The sequence below is a fragment of the Streptomyces sp. NPDC041796 genome, assembly GCF_055590785.1.
In genome coordinates this window covers 564,657-579,967 of sequence record NZ_JBVJAH010000002.1, presented here as the reverse complement: position 1 = coordinate 579,967, position 15,311 = coordinate 564,657, and the positions used below count along the sequence as shown (strand labels likewise).

The 15,311-nt window shown below is 73.1% G+C and carries 12 protein-coding genes; 5 read left to right on the top strand and 7 right to left on the bottom strand.

Translation table 11 applies throughout. The annotated features are described in order from the left end of the window. Positions 1–11: 11 nt before the first annotated feature. Both ACZ6C1_RS06010 and ACZ6C1_RS06005 read right to left on the bottom strand, forming a co-directional pair. Entirely contained in the window at positions 12–4,502 is a 4,491-nt protein-coding gene (locus ACZ6C1_RS06010; RefSeq protein WP_469238096.1) for a caspase, EACC1-associated type, read from the bottom strand. A gap of 2 nt (positions 4,503–4,504) precedes the next feature. After that, positions 4,505–4,948, bottom strand: a complete 444-nt coding sequence (locus ACZ6C1_RS06005) for an effector-associated constant component EACC1 (protein WP_469238094.1) — start codon at positions 4,946–4,948, stop codon at positions 4,505–4,507. A gap of 199 nt (positions 4,949–5,147) precedes the next feature. Between ACZ6C1_RS06005 and ACZ6C1_RS06000 the strand changes: the two genes are divergently transcribed. After that, positions 5,148–6,260: a S1 family peptidase gene (locus ACZ6C1_RS06000; RefSeq protein WP_469238092.1), complete on the top strand. Its 1,113-nt coding sequence runs from the start codon at positions 5,148–5,150 to the stop codon at positions 6,258–6,260. Between the two features lie 160 nt (positions 6,261–6,420). On the opposite strand, the gene ACZ6C1_RS05995 is transcribed toward ACZ6C1_RS06000, so the two are convergent. Further along, complete coding sequence (locus ACZ6C1_RS05995) at positions 6,421–6,594, bottom strand: hypothetical protein (RefSeq protein ID WP_469238090.1); 174 nt, start codon at positions 6,592–6,594, stop codon at positions 6,421–6,423. A 192-nt stretch (positions 6,595–6,786) separates the two neighbouring features. Here ACZ6C1_RS05995 and ACZ6C1_RS05990 point away from each other — a divergent pair, with 192 nt between their 5' ends. Further along, a complete protein-coding gene (locus ACZ6C1_RS05990; RefSeq protein WP_469238088.1) occupies positions 6,787–8,175 on the top strand; it encodes a DUF3419 family protein in 1,389 nt (462 codons plus the stop codon). Here the strand turns inward: ACZ6C1_RS05990 and hpnR are convergent. Next, a complete protein-coding gene (hpnR, locus tag ACZ6C1_RS05985) occupies positions 8,111–9,622 on the bottom strand; it encodes a hopanoid C-3 methylase HpnR (protein WP_469238086.1) in 1,512 nt (503 codons plus the stop codon). The genes ACZ6C1_RS05990 and hpnR overlap by 65 nt on opposite strands. A gap of 225 nt (positions 9,623–9,847) precedes the next feature. Between hpnR and ACZ6C1_RS05980 the strand changes: the two genes are divergently transcribed. Continuing rightward, positions 9,848–10,624 (top strand): alpha/beta fold hydrolase, encoded by a 777-nt coding sequence (locus tag ACZ6C1_RS05980; protein ID WP_469238084.1) that lies wholly within the window; start codon positions 9,848–9,850, stop codon positions 10,622–10,624. Beyond that, positions 10,621–11,862, top strand: a complete 1,242-nt coding sequence (locus ACZ6C1_RS05975; RefSeq protein ID WP_469238082.1) for a cytochrome P450 — start codon at positions 10,621–10,623, stop codon at positions 11,860–11,862. The genes ACZ6C1_RS05980 and ACZ6C1_RS05975 overlap by 4 nt, the downstream gene beginning before the upstream one ends. Before the next feature lie 12 nt (positions 11,863–11,874). Here ACZ6C1_RS05975 and ACZ6C1_RS05970 read toward each other — a convergent pair whose 3' ends face one another. Next, positions 11,875–12,807, bottom strand: a complete 933-nt coding sequence (locus ACZ6C1_RS05970) for an AraC family transcriptional regulator (RefSeq protein WP_469238080.1) — start codon at positions 12,805–12,807, stop codon at positions 11,875–11,877. Between the two features lie 101 nt (positions 12,808–12,908). Here ACZ6C1_RS05970 and ACZ6C1_RS05965 point away from each other — a divergent pair, with 101 nt between their 5' ends. Continuing rightward, complete coding sequence (locus ACZ6C1_RS05965; RefSeq protein WP_469238078.1) at positions 12,909–13,823, top strand: MBL fold metallo-hydrolase; 915 nt, start codon at positions 12,909–12,911, stop codon at positions 13,821–13,823. 17 nt (positions 13,824–13,840) lie between these two features. Here the strand turns inward: ACZ6C1_RS05965 and ACZ6C1_RS05960 are convergent, their stop codons facing one another. Next, positions 13,841–14,608, bottom strand: a complete 768-nt coding sequence (locus ACZ6C1_RS05960; protein WP_469238076.1) for a class E sortase — start codon at positions 14,606–14,608, stop codon at positions 13,841–13,843. A gap of 375 nt (positions 14,609–14,983) precedes the next feature. Next, positions 14,984–15,244 carry a WhiB family transcriptional regulator gene (locus ACZ6C1_RS05955; protein WP_469238074.1) on the bottom strand — a complete coding sequence of 87 codons (261 nt, stop codon included), beginning with the start codon at positions 15,242–15,244 and terminating at the stop codon, positions 14,984–14,986. Positions 15,245–15,311: the final 67 nt, after the last annotated feature.

The window sequence follows — 15,311 nt, the reverse complement described above, 5'->3', positions numbered from 1 at the left end:
ACGCCCTGGTCTCAGTCGCAGGAACGCCTGTAGGAGAGGTGCGGGAGCAGGGCCTTCCAGCGGGCCTCGTCGACGCTCAGCGGATGGGTCTGGCACAGCCGCCGGTGGATCCTGTCGGTGTCGTGGTCGAGGAGGTAGGTGTTCTCCGAGCCGTAGGCGACTTCGCGCTCCCAGCTCGGCACGACGGCCATGAAAGGGCTCTTCCGCGGAAACAGCCGTAGCTCCCTCGCGACCTCCAAGGTGGCGAGGGCCGGCGTGCGCCATCTGCCGTCCTCCTCCGCCTCCCAGATGCGGTACGGCTCACTGGTCACCACCCGCGTGCCGTCAGGAGCGGGCCTGATCTCCTCGATGGTCCGGTCGAACCGCATCTCGGGCAACTCCCGTGGCTTGTACGGGTCGTCCACGTTCCAGAAGCGCACCGTTCCGTCGAGCAGCGACGTCGCCAGCAGCCCCTTGCCCGCCGGCTGGTACCCCCCGGACGTGGCGGGCAGCTTCGCGGCCTTCCGGGGCCTGCGCATGTCCCGCATGTCCCACAACTGCGCGCTCTGAGCGCTGTCGTCCGTGATCATCAGGCGCGCCGAGGGGAGGTAGGCCGCCCTTGCCTCGGCCACTCCCTCGAGTCTGCTGCCCCTGACCGGCTTTCCCGGGTCGGTCAGATCCCAGATGCGCAGGTCCGCCGAACGGCCCGGCGTCTCGCCGTCGCCTTCCACGATCGCGAGGGCGTGCTCACCCATGAAGAAGAGGCTCTCCGGCTCGATCGACGGTGTGACGGGAATGCTCGTGCGACGGACGGGCTTCCGGGCGTTCCGCAGGTCCCACACGTCCGCCCTCGTGCCCTTCGAACCCGCCACCACCAGCAGCCGCCCGTCCCGGGACACGGCGGTGCGCACGTCGGGATCCCGGAAGGGCATCTCGGCCCCCGGCACGGGCGGGCCGGACCCGCTGAGGTCCCACAGCCGGAACGCGTGGTTCCTGGTTCCCTCCTCCCACCGGTGCCCCAACAACAGCGGACCGTCCCTGCCCGGCAGGAAGAAGCGGGCCTCCCAGCCCTCCGGCAGGGTGAAGCGCAGCCGGGGATCCGCCCCGTCGGCGGTGTCCGCCGTGGTCACGTCCCAGACGCGGGTCAGTGTCGAGCCCCTGGTGACCATGAACCGGCCGTCGTCGCTGATCGGACTGGTGCCCGGGGAGGGCTGCGCCATCCGCCCGGCCAGCCGCGGCGCGGGGGCCCGCTCGGGCCACGCCCGTACGTTGCCTCCGACGTCACCGACCGCGAGATGCGCCCCGTCCGGGCTGTACGCCACGGCCTGAGCGGGTTCTCCACCCGGGAGGGTTCCCTCCTCGGCGGGGCTGTTCAGGAGCTCCGGGCCCTTCTCCGTGGCGTCCCGGAGCTTCGCTCCACCCTGCGCGCCGTTGTCCGCGGCGGCGAGCCGTCCTCCGTCCGGACGGAAGCTCAGTGAGGGCAGTCCCTTGCTGTATCCCCATTGCCTGTCGTACGTGTCCTCCGGTTCGATCTCCACGAGGCGCCGCCGGTCCTCGACCGTCCACCACGCCATGTTCGCCTCTCCACCCGTCGCGACGACCAGGTCCCGCCGGGGATGGAACGCGACCGCCATCACGGACGCCGTCGTCGAGGTGTCCAGCAGCCGGGGCCGCGCCGGATCGTCCACCCGCCACAGGCGCACTTCCGCGGCGGTGCCCCGACCCTTTCCACCGCCCCTGCCGTTGCCCGTGACGAGCAGACCGTGGCGGCCGAACGCGAGCGAGATCAGGTCGGCGGCCGCGACACGGCGCTCGTGGCGCAGCCGCGGGCCCGAGGGCTCCGACACGTCCCACAGCCGCAGCCTGCCCCGTTCGCTCCCCGACGCCAGCGTCCGGCCGTCGGGGCTGAAGGCGAGTGTGTAGGTGATCCCCTTCGCGATGCCGTGGACGGCCAGCCGTTTCGGCTCCGCCGGGTCGGCGACGTCCCACAGGGTGAGTTCGGTGGCCGTCTGCGCGGCCAGCAGCCGGGCGCGCGGATGGAACGCGATCGCCGCGCTGCCCTTCAGCCCCAGATGCGCCGCTCTCACGGGCGCGTTCCTCCGGGAGATGTCCCACAACTGCACACGTCCACCGCGCTGGCTGGTGGCCAGCACGTCACCGTCCGCGCCGAACGCGATGCCGAGGACCGGTGCCCGGACGGCTCCCGGCAGTTCCACGGGCGCCTTCGAGAGATACGCCTCATACAGACTGGTCCGGGTCTGGGGTGTCTCGGCCGCACGGTAGGCGGCCAGGCTGAGACGCAGGGCGGTCTGCGGGTCCCGCTCACGCAGCGAGTCCGCCTGGGCCGCGATCTGGTTGGCGATCAGTGTCGTCTCCCGGCCCTCCGCGTCCCGCTGGGCGTCACGGGCCAGTACCGCGAGGACGCTCGCGAGAACGGCCAGCACCGTGACCACGGACACCGCTGCCCTGCGCACGTTCCTGGCGCGTCGCTCGGCCCGGCCGCCGGCGTCGAGGAAGTCTTGCTCCACCGGCCGGATCGGCAGCACCCGGCCGCCCAGGGCGAGCTGGGCCCGGGCCGCGGCCAGCTGGTCACCGCTGTACAGACCGCTGGCCGGCCGTCCCGCCTCGTGCCACCCGTCGGCCGCGTCGCCCAGCCGGCGGCGTACCAGCAGACCGACCCGGTCGTCGGTGATCCACTCGCGGAGCCTGGGCCAGGCGTACAGCAGCGAGTCGTGACAGAGCTGCGCCTCGCCCCGGTCGACGACCACGAGCCGGGCCTCGACGAGCCGGTCGAGCAGGTCGGCGACACCGGCCAGCTCACCGGTGGGAACCCGGCGGCGTACGGCCTGCCCGTCTCCGTCCGCCAGCACGACCATCCGCAGGAGCAGCTCCCGGAGCCTGCGCCTGCCGTCCTCGTCGAGCGCGTCGTACACCGCGTCGGCCGCTCGCGCCACGGACGTACGGATGCCGCCCGCGGCCTGGTACCCGGCGAAGGTGAGGCAGGCACCACGGCGTCTCGCCCACGTCTGCTGGAGGGCGTGGGCCAGGAAGGGCAGCGCGACCGCGTCTCCGTCGACGGCCCGCTCCTGGCGCAGTTCACGCAGCAGGTGCTCGGCGAGCCCCTCCTCCAGCCGCAGTCCGGCCTGCCGCGCGGGCTGTTCGACCGCCGAGCGCAGCTCGTCGTCCGACATGGCCGCAACGGTGAACTGTCCGTTCCGCACGACCCGCGCGAGCCGTGCGTCGTTGAGGCACTGGCCGTAGAAGTCGGCGCGCAGACCCAGCACGATGCGAGGGCCCGCCGCCGGCGACCCGGTGATTGCCCGGATGAACAGCTCCCGTTCCTCGACGTCCCGGCACTGGGTGAAGATCTCCTCGAGCTGGTCGACCACCAGGACATCGGGTCCGCCGTCCCCGAACCGCCCGGCGCCCAGCCCGGTCTCCACCTCGGCGAACGGCCGGCCCCGCACGCCGGACCACAGCTCCGCCAGCGTACGGAACGGCTGGGCGCCGGCACCCGGCACCAGCAGTACCCGGTCCCGCTCCAGTGCCGGCACCAGTCCCGCCCGGAGCAGGGAGGACTTGCCGGCCCCCGAAGGACCGACCAGGACGACCGGTCCTCGGTACCCGTCACCGGTCACCCGGTCCACGAGCGCGCCGGTCAACTCCTCACGGCCGAAGAAGAGATGGTGCTGCTCAGGCAGGAACGGCCGCATGCCCGGGTACGGGCACGGACCCTCGCTCTGTGCGACGGCGGTGTCCGGCTCGGCGGAACCGGCCGCCCGTCCCGGGTTCGGAGCGACGACGATGTCGGCGGCCCGGCCGACCCCGTCGGAGTGGGGGCGCGCCGGACCGCCCTGGAAGCGGTGGTCGAGGATCCGGTACAGGTCCAGCAGGGTGAACCACGCGGGTCCTCCCGCGTCGCCCTCGTTCAGCAGCCGCAGCAGTTCGCCGCTGAACAGGGTGTGCCGCTCGCCCGCCGGTGCGAACGACGCGGCATAGTGCGTCGCCGACGTCAGCAGGAAACTGCCCTCGGGGCGGGCGGAGGTGAGCAGGTCACGGTACGACTCCTGCGGCGCGGCCTCCGCGAGACCCGAGAAGCAGCAGTCGAGGACGACCACCGGACTGGCCGCCGCGTCCGCGAGACGTTTGCTGACCTGGTCGTACGGCACCGCGTGGACGGTGTCGTCCGCCGACCGGGTGCCGGAGGTGGCCAGGTACAACTGCCGTCCCGGGCCCAGCAGCCCGTGCCCGACGAAGCAGAAGAGCACCACCCCGCCCTCCGAGGCGTCGATGGCGGCCTGCACGGCCGCCAGCACCTCGGTCGGCCCCTCCGGATCGATGATTTCGGTGACGCGGCCGTCCATGCCGCACTTCTCGCGCAGCGCCCGCGCGAGGTCCCGCGCCGAGTGAGCGGCGCTCGGCAGAGGGGCGAGAGGCACTTTGCCGCTCGTGCCGTACCGGCCCGTCCCCACCACCACCGCGTGACAGTCGGCCCCCGTTAAGTCACCCCGCCGTTCCGTCATGGTCAGGCGCTCTCCGACTCGGCCGCCGGTCTCGTCCCCTCGGCCCGGGGCAGGGGTGGTGGCCCCTGCTGGGCGTGCGGCGGGGACTGCGGCTGGAGGGCTTCGGCCACGCGCTGCGCCAGGTCCCCCGTGCTCTCCGCGGTCCGCCCGTCGATCCGCTCCGACGTGACCGTGACCTGTGTGCCGTCGGGCCGGGTGATCGTCACCGTCTGGTTGACCCGGCGGCTCTGCAGCCACGCGACGACCGCGGCCGCGACGGCGGCGGTCAGCCCGCCCGGAGCCAGCAGGAGCGTGATGAGTTCCGGGGCGCCGCCGCTCATGGTTCCGGGCTCCGGTGGACCGGGCGTCTCCCGGCCGACATGGCCGCGCAGCCCCGGGTCGCGCCGCAGCCACCGCCACAGGTCGTCCGCCTCGACGGGTCCGCCGGCGTCCAGTGTGATTCTCACAGTCCCTCCGCGTAGGGAATCGACCACAGTGCGTCCCGAGGGTAACGGGGCTCGATCGTCCCCAACAGGGCCACGTGGCGCGGGAATCGGAGCCGGTGCGAAGTGAACACTTCCGCCGCGCCGTCCGTACCTAGGGGCGGACGCGTCCCCCGGTCGCCGCCGGCCACCGGAGTCCGAACCACCAGCAGGAGCAGCGGAGTTGAGTCACAGGCGCATACCCAAGCGAAAAGCCGTCCTCGCAGGAGCCGGGGCGGTCGGCATTGCCGCGGCGGCGATCCTGCTGCCCAACGCCAATGCCTCCCAGTCCGGAACCGACCGGGAGCAGGTCACCGCCACGACCATGAGCGCCGCGTCCGCCGCGCAGGTGGCCAGGCAACTGGGCCAGTCCCTCGGCGACTCCTACGGAGGGGCGTACTACGACACGGCCAAGCGGCAGCTCGTCGTCAACGTGGCGGACGGTGACGACGCGGAGAAGGCGAAGGTCGAGCGGGCCGGCGCGGTCGTCCGGCCCGTGCAGAACAGCACCGGTGAGCTGACGTCGGCCACGCGGACGCTGTCGCAGAAGGCGGGCATCCCCGGGACGGCGTGGGCCGTCGACCCCAGAACGAACCAGGTCCTCGTCACCGCCGACCGCACGGTCACCGGGGACCGCTGGAACACACTCGAGTCGGCGGTCGAGTCGCTGGGGCCGGGCATGGCCCGGATCCAGAAGTCCAAGGGGCAGTTCAAGCCGTTCGTCGACGGCGGTGACGCCATCTTCGGCGGCGGCTCACGCTGCTCGCTCGGCTTCAACGTCACCACACAGGACGGTCAGAAGGGGTTCCTCACCGCCGGGCACTGCACCGCCGCCTCGCAGGCGTGGGCGGACGAGAACGGCGCGCAGCTCGGTTCGGTGCAGGAGAGCGTCTTCCCCGGCGAGGGGGACTTCGGTCTCGTCACGTACGACGATCCGGGAGCCGAGGCCCCGAGCGCCGTCGACGTGGGCGGCGGGCAGAAGCTGGAGATCCGGCAGGCGGCCGAGGCGGCGGTCGGGCAGCAGGTGTTCCGCATGGGCAGCACCACCGGGCTGCGGGACGGACAGGTCACCGGCCTGAACGCCACCGTGAACTACCCGGAGGGCACCGTCACCGGGCTCATCCAGACCAACGTGTGCGCCGAGCCCGGCGACAGCGGCGGCTCACTGTTCACCCGGGAAGGGGATGCGATCGGCCTCACGTCGGGCGGCAGCGGCAACTGTGACGTGGGCGGCGAGACGTTCTTCCAGCCCGTCACGACCGCACTCGCCGCGGTCGGCGCGCGCATCGGCGGCTGACGCCCGCGGCTCGCTCTCCCCGCACCGGTCGGTGCGCCCGTGCCACAGCGGTACGGGTGCACCCTCCGCGCGGGGGCGGGGTCTTGGCGCCGGGCGGCGCGCTTCGGGGCGGCGGGTTCTCGCCGCGGGCCGCGAGGCCTCCCCGCCCGGTGGCGCGGGCTTACGCACCCGGGATGAGGAGCAGCGGCATCCAGCGCCTTCCGGGGGCGTCCCGGCCGGCCGGGGGGCGGGCGGGGCGCTGCCGGCCCCGCATCAGCACGGTGAGCGTGGCCAGGGTGACCACGGTGCCGGCCAGGCCCAGGGGTGTCACCGCCGGCCGTCGCTGTCGTTCCATCGTGTTTCCTCCCTCGCGCGGTCCATCCCGACAGCGTCGCCCCGACGGGCACGCGCGGCAGCCGCACCGGTCCGGGCGGGTTCTCCCAACCCCTCGCCCGGGCTAGTGCGCCACCGCCCCGGGTTCGGCCGGGCGGGGGAATCCGGGTGTCTCCGCACCGGCCGGAGCGCTCGATCCAGCAAGGTGAGGGGCATGCCCTCGTACCCCTCCGCCGACGTGACGCCGGTCGCCGCCCCCTCCCCGGCGCTGCCGGGGCCCCGCGCGGGCACCCCGCTGGCAGGGCGGATGTTCAGCGCCCTGCACGACCGGAAGCTGGTCTACAACGCCTGCTGGGAGGACCCGGCGCTCGACCGCGCGGCCCTCGGTATCGGACCCGACGACCACGTCCTGGTCATCACCAGCGGCGGCTGCAACGCACTGGACTACCTGCTCGCCGGAGCCGGCAGGGTCACCGCCGTCGACGTCAACCCCCGGCAGAACGCCCTGCTCGAACTGAAGACGGCCGGCATCCGGCGACTGTCGCACGCCGAGTTCTTCGAACTGTTCGGCGCCGGACGCTCCGTACGGGCCCACGAGATGTACCGGGACGCCCTGCGCCCCGACCTGTCGCCCTTCGCGCAACGGTACTGGGACGGGTACATCGAGGCCTTCGCCGGGCGGGGCTGGCGCAACTCCTTCTACTACCGGGGGACCTCCGGCTTCCTGGCCAAGGGCATGATGCTCGTCATGGGCGGCTTCCAGGGCCTCGGCCCGCACCTGCGGGAGCTGCTGGCGGCACCCACGCTCACGCGGCAACGGCACATCTACGAGTCCCGGCTGCGCGACCGGCTCTGGACGGCGGCGCGGCTCGGCGCCCAGCCGCTGGCGCTGAGCTTCGCCGGGGTGCCGCCGCAGCAGCGCCGCGAGATCACCGAGGAGTACCCCGGGGGCACGGCCCAGCTCATCCACGACGGGTTCGACGCGATCTTCGGCCGGCTGCCCATCGCCGACAACTACTTCTGGCGCGCCTACCTCGTACACGCCGACCTGCTGTCCCCAGTACCTGAAGGCCGCCAACTCGGCGAGCCGTGTCCCGGCGCGCACCGCCGCCGGATCGTCCACCGACGTGCCCGCCCCTGCCGTGGCCACCAGCGTCACCGTCGGGCTTCCGCCGCGGAACGCCGTGGACAGTGTGTGTTCCGCCCGTGCCCACTGAGAGCCCGGCGGCGTCGTACCGCCGTGGTGCAGGTTCTCGTTGACGCACACCGCCGCCACCGCCGCCATCAGCAGCGCGCAGCCGGTCAGCACCAGCGTACGGACGGGAAAGCGCAGGACCAGTTCGGCGAGGGCGCCCAGCGGGTCGCCCGGCAGGAGACTCGGGCGCCGTTTCACGATCCCGGACCGCACATGTGTCTCCTGACGCCTTCACCCCGGAGCCGTCACCCCGGCCGCACTCGGACTCCTCAACCTTCCACACCGGCCGCCGGTACGGACCGTGCGACCCGGTCGGTGTACTCGGACGGCGGAAGAGCCGGACTCAGACGCCGTCGGGCTCCGGGTCGGCCTGCGGGCGGGCGTGCGAGGCGGCCCTGGTGTGGATGAACAGGTCCTGCCGGCCGGGCGGCGTGGCCCGGTGCTGGGGCAGCGGCAGCTCGTAACGGACCTGTCTGCGGTGGTCGGCCATCTGCCGCTGCACGTTGTAGACGCTGCCGAACTTCCACAGCATGCGCGCGAAGTTGGTCTGGCCCCGGGCGAGGTTGCGGCCCAGCACGCTCATGGCTCCGACGGCGTTGCGCAGCCCCAAATGCTTGCGGTTCAGCACGGCCTGGGTGCGCACCAGCTCCCGGTAGAACTCCTCCAGCGGGAGCGTGGTGGGCACGACGGCGTGCTGGATGTCGAACAGGCGGTAGTCACGGGTCGTCAACTGGCGGGCCTCGGTGTGCCAGATCTCCGTGCCCGGGTACGGCGTCATCACCGTCAGGTGCACGATCTCGGGCACCGACAGGGCGAACTCCCTTACGAGGCGGAAGCGTTCCGCGTCCCAGGCGGGGTCGACGATCAGGTTGATGGCCACCATGATGCCCAGCCGGCGGGCCGTCTCCAGGGCCTTGAAGTTGTCGTCCGGGCTCACCCGCTTCCGGTAGAGGTCCAGGCCCTCGGCGTCCAGGGCCTCCATGCCCAGGAACATGTAGCGCAGGCCGAGCCGTGTCCAGCGGGCGAAGACCTCCTCGTTGCGCAGCAGGACGTCGCTGCGCGTCTCCAGGTAGTACTGCTTGCGGATGCGCCGGCGCTCCAGCTCGGCGGCGATGCCGTGCCCGTGCTCGGGCCGGATGAAGGCCACGTCGTCGACGATGAAGACGTTCGGCTCCCGGATCGAGGCCATCTCCTCCGCGGCCGCCTCCGGGGACGCCTTGCGGTAGCTGCGCCCGTAGAAGGTCCACGCGGAGCAGAAGGAGCAGTCCCAGGGGCAGCCGCGGGTGAACTCGATCGAGGCGCACGGGTCCAGTTCCCCGATGAAGTAGCGGTTGCGCTTGCGCATCAGATCGCGCGCGGGCCGGGGGCTGTCCAGGCTGTCCAGCAGCTTCGGGGCCGGACCCCGGCCCTGCGCGCAGACGATGCCCGGCACGTCCTTCAGCCCGCCGTCGCGCGCCGCCGCCAGCAGCGGCTCGACCGCGGGCTCGCCCTCGCCGCGTACGATCGCGTCGACCGCGCCCTCGGCCTGTTCCAGCACGTGTTCGGCGATGAACGAGACGCTGTGGCCGCCGAGGAAGACGAAGCACCCCGGGGACGCGGCCTTGGCGTGGTGGGCGATCTCGATCGCCTCGGGGATGTTGGCCAGGTAGTTCAGCGAGATGCCCACGGCCTCGGGCGCGAACGACTCCAGTTCGCGGTCGAGCAGACCGCGCGAGAGGACCTGGAGGTCCACGACCCGCACGTCATGACCGGCGTCACGCGCTGCCGCGGCCACCCGTTCCAGGCCCAGTGGCTCGAGTCGCAGGAAGATCTCCGAGTACATGAGGGCACTCGGGTGAATCAGCATCACGCGCATCTCAGTCTCCAGCCGACGGCGGCACAGGGCAGCTACGTGTACCATTTCTGCCCCTTTGCTTATATTTCTTGCTGGAGCCACGCCGGGGCGGGACCGGGTCGCCCCGTGGGCCCGAGCCCCCGGCCGCCGGTGCCGCGCGGCGGGGGAGCGGTGGCGCTCTTGTGGCGCGCGCCGGTACGGGCCAAGGTGAACGCGACCGGCCGACCCCTCCCGATCGGAGCGACCGTGGCCCCCTTCCTCCTGCCCCACCAGCTCATTGGCGACGGACCCCACCGCGTCCTGGCCGTGCACGGCTGGCTCGCCGACCGTGCCGCCTACGCGCCCGTCGTCCCCGACCTCGACCGCACGGCCTTCAGCTACGCCCTCGTGGACCTGCGCGGCTACGGCGAGGCCATGGGCGTGCCCGGCGCGTACACCACCACGGAGGCGGCGGACGACCTGCTCGCCCTCGCCGACCGGCTCGGGTGGGACCGGTTCTCCGTCGTCGGGCACTCGATGGGCGGCAGCGTCGCCCAGCGGGTCCTGGCCGCCGCACCGGACCGGGTCCGCAGGCTCGTCGGCATCTCCCCGGTCCCGGCGGCGGGGCTGCTCATGCCACCCGAACAGTGGGACCTGTTCGCCGGGGCCGCCGAGAACCCCGGCAACCGCCGCGCCATCCTCGACGCCACCACCGGCGGCAACCGCCCGGACGCCTGGCTCGACCGCATGGTGCGCCGCTCCGTGGAACGCAGCGACCCGAAGGCCTTCCGTGCCTGGCTCGACTCCTGGGCGCACGAGGACTTCCACGCCGAGGTCGCCGGCAGTGACGTACCCGCCCTCGCGGTCGTCGGGGCACTCGACCCCGCCCTCGGCGCCGAGCTGATGCGCCGCACCTGGCTGCGCTGCTACCCCAAGGGCCGGGTCACCGAACTGCCCCGCGCCGGGCACTACGCCATGGACGAGACGCCGCTGGAACTCATCCGGGCCGTGGAGGACTTCCTGCGCGCGGACGGGCCCGCGTGACCGTCCCGCTTCCACCGGACGTTTTCGACCCCCGGCTGTACGCGCGCGGCCTCCCGCACGACGCCTACCGCGAGCTGCGCGACCGGCAGCCGGTGGCCTGGCAGGACGAGTACGAGGTGCTGGGCTGGCCCGCCGGACCCGGCTTCTGGGCGGTGACCCGCCACGCCGATGTCGTAGGAGTCCTCCGGGACACCCGCGCCTACTCGTCCCACCTGGGAGCAACGCAGATCCGCGACCCCGACCCGGCCGACCTGCCGTTCATCCGGCGCATGATGCTCAACCAGGACCCTCCCCAGCACGGCAGGCTCCGGCGCCTGGTCAGCCGCGCCTTCACACCCGGCCGGACCGACCGTTTCGAGGCGGCCGCCCGCGCCAGGGCCCGCGAGCTGTTTTCCGCCGCCCACGCCACCGCCCGCGACGGGGACGGCGAGGTCGATGTCGTCCACACCGTCACCGACGAGTACGCCCTGCTCAACCTCACCGACCTGCTCGGCGTACCGGTGAGCGACCGCGGGCTGCTGCTCACCTGGACCGAGCGGGTCATCGCGTACCAGGACCCGGACGAGCCCCCGGTGCTCGGACCGGACGGCACGCCCGTCAATCCGCGCTCGCCCGCCATGCTGAAGGAGATGTTCGCCTACGCCCAGGACCTCGCGGCGTACAAACGCGACCACCCGGCCGACGACGTCCTCACCTCCCTCGCGCACGCCGACCTGTCCGACGGCGAGCTGGAGATGTTCTTCTTCCTGCTCACCGTCGCCGGGAACGACACCGTCCGCAGCGCCGCCCCCGGCGGGCTCCTGGTGCTGGCCGAGCACCCGGACGAGCAACGGCGCCTGCGGGAAGGAGAGTTCGCCGTGCCGGAAGCCGTGGAGGAGCTCCTGCGGATGCACCCGCCCGTCCTGCACATCCGCCGCACCGCTGCCGAGGACCGCGTCCTGCACGGGCAGCGCATCCGGCGCGGCGACAAGGTGGTCGTCTTCCACGCCTCCGCCAACCACGACGAGCGGGTCTTCCCCGAGCCGCACCGCCTGGACCTGTCCCGTTCGCCCAACCCGCACGTGTCGTTCGGCGACGGCCCGCACATCTGCCTCGGCGCGCACTTCGCCCGGCTGCAACTGCGGGTCCTGCACGAGGAGGCGCTGCGCGTCCTCCCGCCGTACGAGCCGGCCGCCCCGCCCCGGCGGCTGGTCTCCCACTTCATCAACGGCCTGAAGTCACTGCCCCTGCGCCTGTGAGCCCCGCGCGAGTCACCCCTCCGCCGGTGAGTCCTCCGCCGTATCCGCCCGGTACCTGCCCGGGGTCGCCCCGAACTCCCGCTTGAACGCGTGCGAAAAGGCGTACGGACTGGCGTAGCCGACGCGGCGGGCGATCACGGCCAGCGGGTCCGAGGTGTCGCGCAGCAGCGTGGCGGCGCGCGTCAGGCGCCACCAGGTGAGGTACGCCATCGGGGGGCGGCCCACCAGGGCGGTGAAACGACGGGCCAGGGTGGGGCGCGAGACACCCGCCTCGGCGGCCAGGAGGTCGGTGGTCCACGAGGCGGCCGGACGGGAGTGCAGCGCCCGCAGCGCGGTGTGCGTCACCCGGTCGCTCAGCACGGCGGGCCAGGCACCGGTCGCGCTCTCGGTCATCCACGACCGGATCATGTAGACGAGCAGCAGATCCAGCAGGCTGGGCACCGCGATGCTCGCCGCCGGCCGCTCCGCGCCCAGCTCCCGCCCCAACAGGTCGATGGCGGCGCGGAGTTCGGGATGCCTGCCGACGCGGTTCGGCAGATGGACCACCTCCGGCAACTCCGCCATCAGCGGATGCACCCGGTTGCGGTCGAGGCGGTACTTGCCGCACAGCACCTCCACCTCGCCGCGTACGGCCCGGGGCCGCTCGGAGGGGGCGCCGTCGGTCCGGCCCTCGAACGGCACCGCCCGGCCCACGGTCGCCGCGTCGGCCGGAGCATCGGCGATCACATGCCCCGTGCCGTGCGGCAGCAGCACCGCGTCCCCCGTGCCGAGGGAGACAGGGGCGCCGCCGTCGGGCAGCAGCCAGCAACTGCCCTCCAGTACTACGTGGAAGCCCGCGCCGTCGTACGGCTCCAGCCGCGTGCACCAGCCCCCGCTCACCCGCACCCGGTTGGACGACGGCCGCCCGATGCGGACGGCGGCGATCGCATCGCCCACCACATCCATGGGCACAGCGTATCCCCCGCCACACGCCATGAGCGGGACGCGTATTCCGGTGAGCCTGGCGGACATTGAGCCGCTCACCGGCCCTGCCTAGGGTCGAGGGCATGAGCGAGAAGAAGCGGCGAAACATCGTCCTGGGGGACGTCGAAATCATCCGGGTCGTCGAGTGGCTCGGGCCGTTCGCGCCCGCCCGCGGCATCATCCCGGAGACCGGGGCCGAGGTCTGGAAGGACAACGAGGACTGGCTGGCGCCGGACCACTGGGAACCGGACAGCGACCGGGCGGTGATGGCGCTGCAGAGCTGGGTGCTGCGCAGCGGCGGGCGGACCGTCCTCGTCGACACAGGGGTCGGCAACGGACGGGAGCGGCCCGACACCCCGGAGTTCCACCACTGGCAGGGCGACTTCCTCGGGGACCTGGCACGGGCCGGCATCCGCCCCGAGGACGTCGACGTCGTCGTCAACACGCACGTCCACGGCGACCACGTCGGCTGGAACACCACCGGCTCGGCGGGGGAGTGGGTGCCGACCTTCCCCAACGCCCAGTACCTCATACCGGCCGCGGACGACTCCTACTTCGGCCCCAGCAACGCGTACGGAAACGGCCTGCGGGAGGACGACCGGCTGGTCTACGAGGACAGCGTCGCGCCGGTCCACCGGTCCGGTCAGGCCGTGCTGTGGGACGGTACCCACCGCATCGACGAGCACCTCACGCTGGAGTCCGCCCCCGGCCACACCCCCGGAACGTCCGTGCTGCGGCTGGCCTCGGGGACCGACCGGGCGGTCTTCGTCGGCGACCTGCTGCACAGCCCCGTGCAGATCCTCCACCCCGCCTGCAACAGCTGTTTCTGCCTCGACCCGGGACAAGCGGCCGCGAGCCGCCGCAGGGTCCTCGAACGGGCCGCGGACGAGAGGGAGCTGGTGGTCCCCGCGCACTTCGGCGGAGCGGGCGCCGTGGAGGTCCGGAAGGAGAACGGCGGCTTCACCCTCGGCCGGTGGGCCGACTTCGACGCCGGATAGGCGCGTCCGGCCCGGAGTCAGCCCCGCGCCTTCTCGGACGAGACCAGCACGCCGACCTTGTCGATCCGGTGCTCGGGGTTGCCCTTGGCGTCCCGCCAGAAGTTGCCGGCCGCGTCGTCCTCGGGTGTCGCACACGTCGAGACGGTGATCATCGCCTTGGTGGGCCGCTCGCCCGGCTTCCCCGGGACCGCGGCGCGCTGCTCGGCGAGGGAGCGCTCGGAGCGGAACGACGTCTTACGGGTTTCGGTGATCCGGTACTCGTGGACCGTGCCACCGGACGTCACGAACACCGACTCGCCCACCTCGAGAGCCGGCAGATCGCGCAGGGGGCCGCCGGCGGAGAGGCGGTGGGCCGTGACGAGGTAGTTTCCGACCTCGCCCGGGCCCACACCACCGTGCGGGCCGTAGGGGCTGGCGGCCACGCCTCGGTCCTGGATCTTCGTGCCCGGCCAGTCGTCGGTCGTCCCCTCGTACGGCACCACCCGCAGATCCTCGACACCGATGGCCGGGATGGCCAGCACGGCGGTCCGGGTGCGGGCCGTCTCGCTCGGCGACGGCTCGGGCGACGGCGCGGCGGGAACGACGGCCGGGGCGCTGGGGGCGACCGGTGGCGCCGGGGCCGCGGGCGTCGCCGGGACCGCGGCGGTCACGCCGGCCGCGGGCACCGGGTCGGCGACGGCCGCCGCGGGACGCTCGGCCGCGCCGCTGCCTCCCGCGCCACAGCCGACGAGCACCACGACGATCGCGCTCGTGAGCGCGGCGGAAGCGGTTCGGGCGATGTGCATGGGGCTCCGGGGGGATCGCCTTGGACAGGGGCGGCCACTCCAACGTAAACCGGACACACGTTCCCTGAACAGACCCGTCGACGGACCGTGAGGCACCGTGCGCGTACCGTCACTACACGGCCTTGGCCGACCCCGCTCCCGTGACCGCCCGGCGGCTGCCCGGATGCGGTCCACGTCCCCGCGCTCCGCCGGGGCCGCCGGGGCGCCGGGGCGAGCGCGGCAGCGCTCGGCCGGATCGACCACGTGATCGGCGAGTTCGCCGAACGCGCCGAGGACGGGCGTGGCCGGGCCGCCCCGAGAAGCAGCGACGGAGGTTGCGCCCAGGGCCTCGGCCGCCCCCCACCGGGCGGCCGGCCCGTCGGCGTCCGTGCCGCCTCAGCCGGTGCCCCGCGCGGCCCGGCGGGCGGCGCGGCGGCGCTTCAGGGCACGCCGTTCGTCCTCGGTGGTGGCGCCCCAGACGCCTGCCTCCTGGCCGGATTCCAGCGCCCACTCCAGGCACGGTTCCCGCACGGGGCAGCGGCGGCACACGGATTTGGCATCCTCCGCCTGGAGAACCGCCGGGCCCGTGTTCCCGATCGGGAAGAAGAGGTCGGGGTCCTCGTCGCGGCAGACCGCCTGCTGGCGCCAGTCACTCATGGAACTCTCCCAGTCCGTCGAATGGTTCGGTCGAATGGTTCGTTCCTTCCGGGTCGCCGCGAGGAGA

Bases quoted from the DNA above. Each gene is read 5' to 3' on its own strand.
- ACZ6C1_RS06010 (WP_469238096.1), bottom strand. From the start codon at position 4,502: ATGACGGAACGGCGGGGTGACTTAACGGGGGCCGACTGTCACGCGGTG.
- ACZ6C1_RS05995 (WP_469238090.1), bottom strand. From the start codon at position 6,594: ATGGAACGACAGCGACGGCCGGCGGTGACACCCCTGGGCCTGGCCGGC.
- ACZ6C1_RS05990 (WP_469238088.1), top strand. From the start codon at position 6,787: ATGCCCTCGTACCCCTCCGCCGACGTGACGCCGGTCGCCGCCCCCTCC.
- hpnR (WP_469238086.1), bottom strand. From the start codon at position 9,622: ATGCGCGTGATGCTGATTCACCCGAGTGCCCTCATGTACTCGGAGATC.
- ACZ6C1_RS05970 (WP_469238080.1), bottom strand. From the start codon at position 12,807: ATGGATGTGGTGGGCGATGCGATCGCCGCCGTCCGCATCGGGCGGCCG.
- ACZ6C1_RS05965 (WP_469238078.1), top strand. From the start codon at position 12,909: ATGAGCGAGAAGAAGCGGCGAAACATCGTCCTGGGGGACGTCGAAATC.
- ACZ6C1_RS05960 (WP_469238076.1), bottom strand. From the start codon at position 14,608: ATGCACATCGCCCGAACCGCTTCCGCCGCGCTCACGAGCGCGATCGTC.
- ACZ6C1_RS05955 (WP_469238074.1), bottom strand. From the start codon at position 15,244: ATGAGTGACTGGCGCCAGCAGGCGGTCTGCCGCGACGAGGACCCCGAC.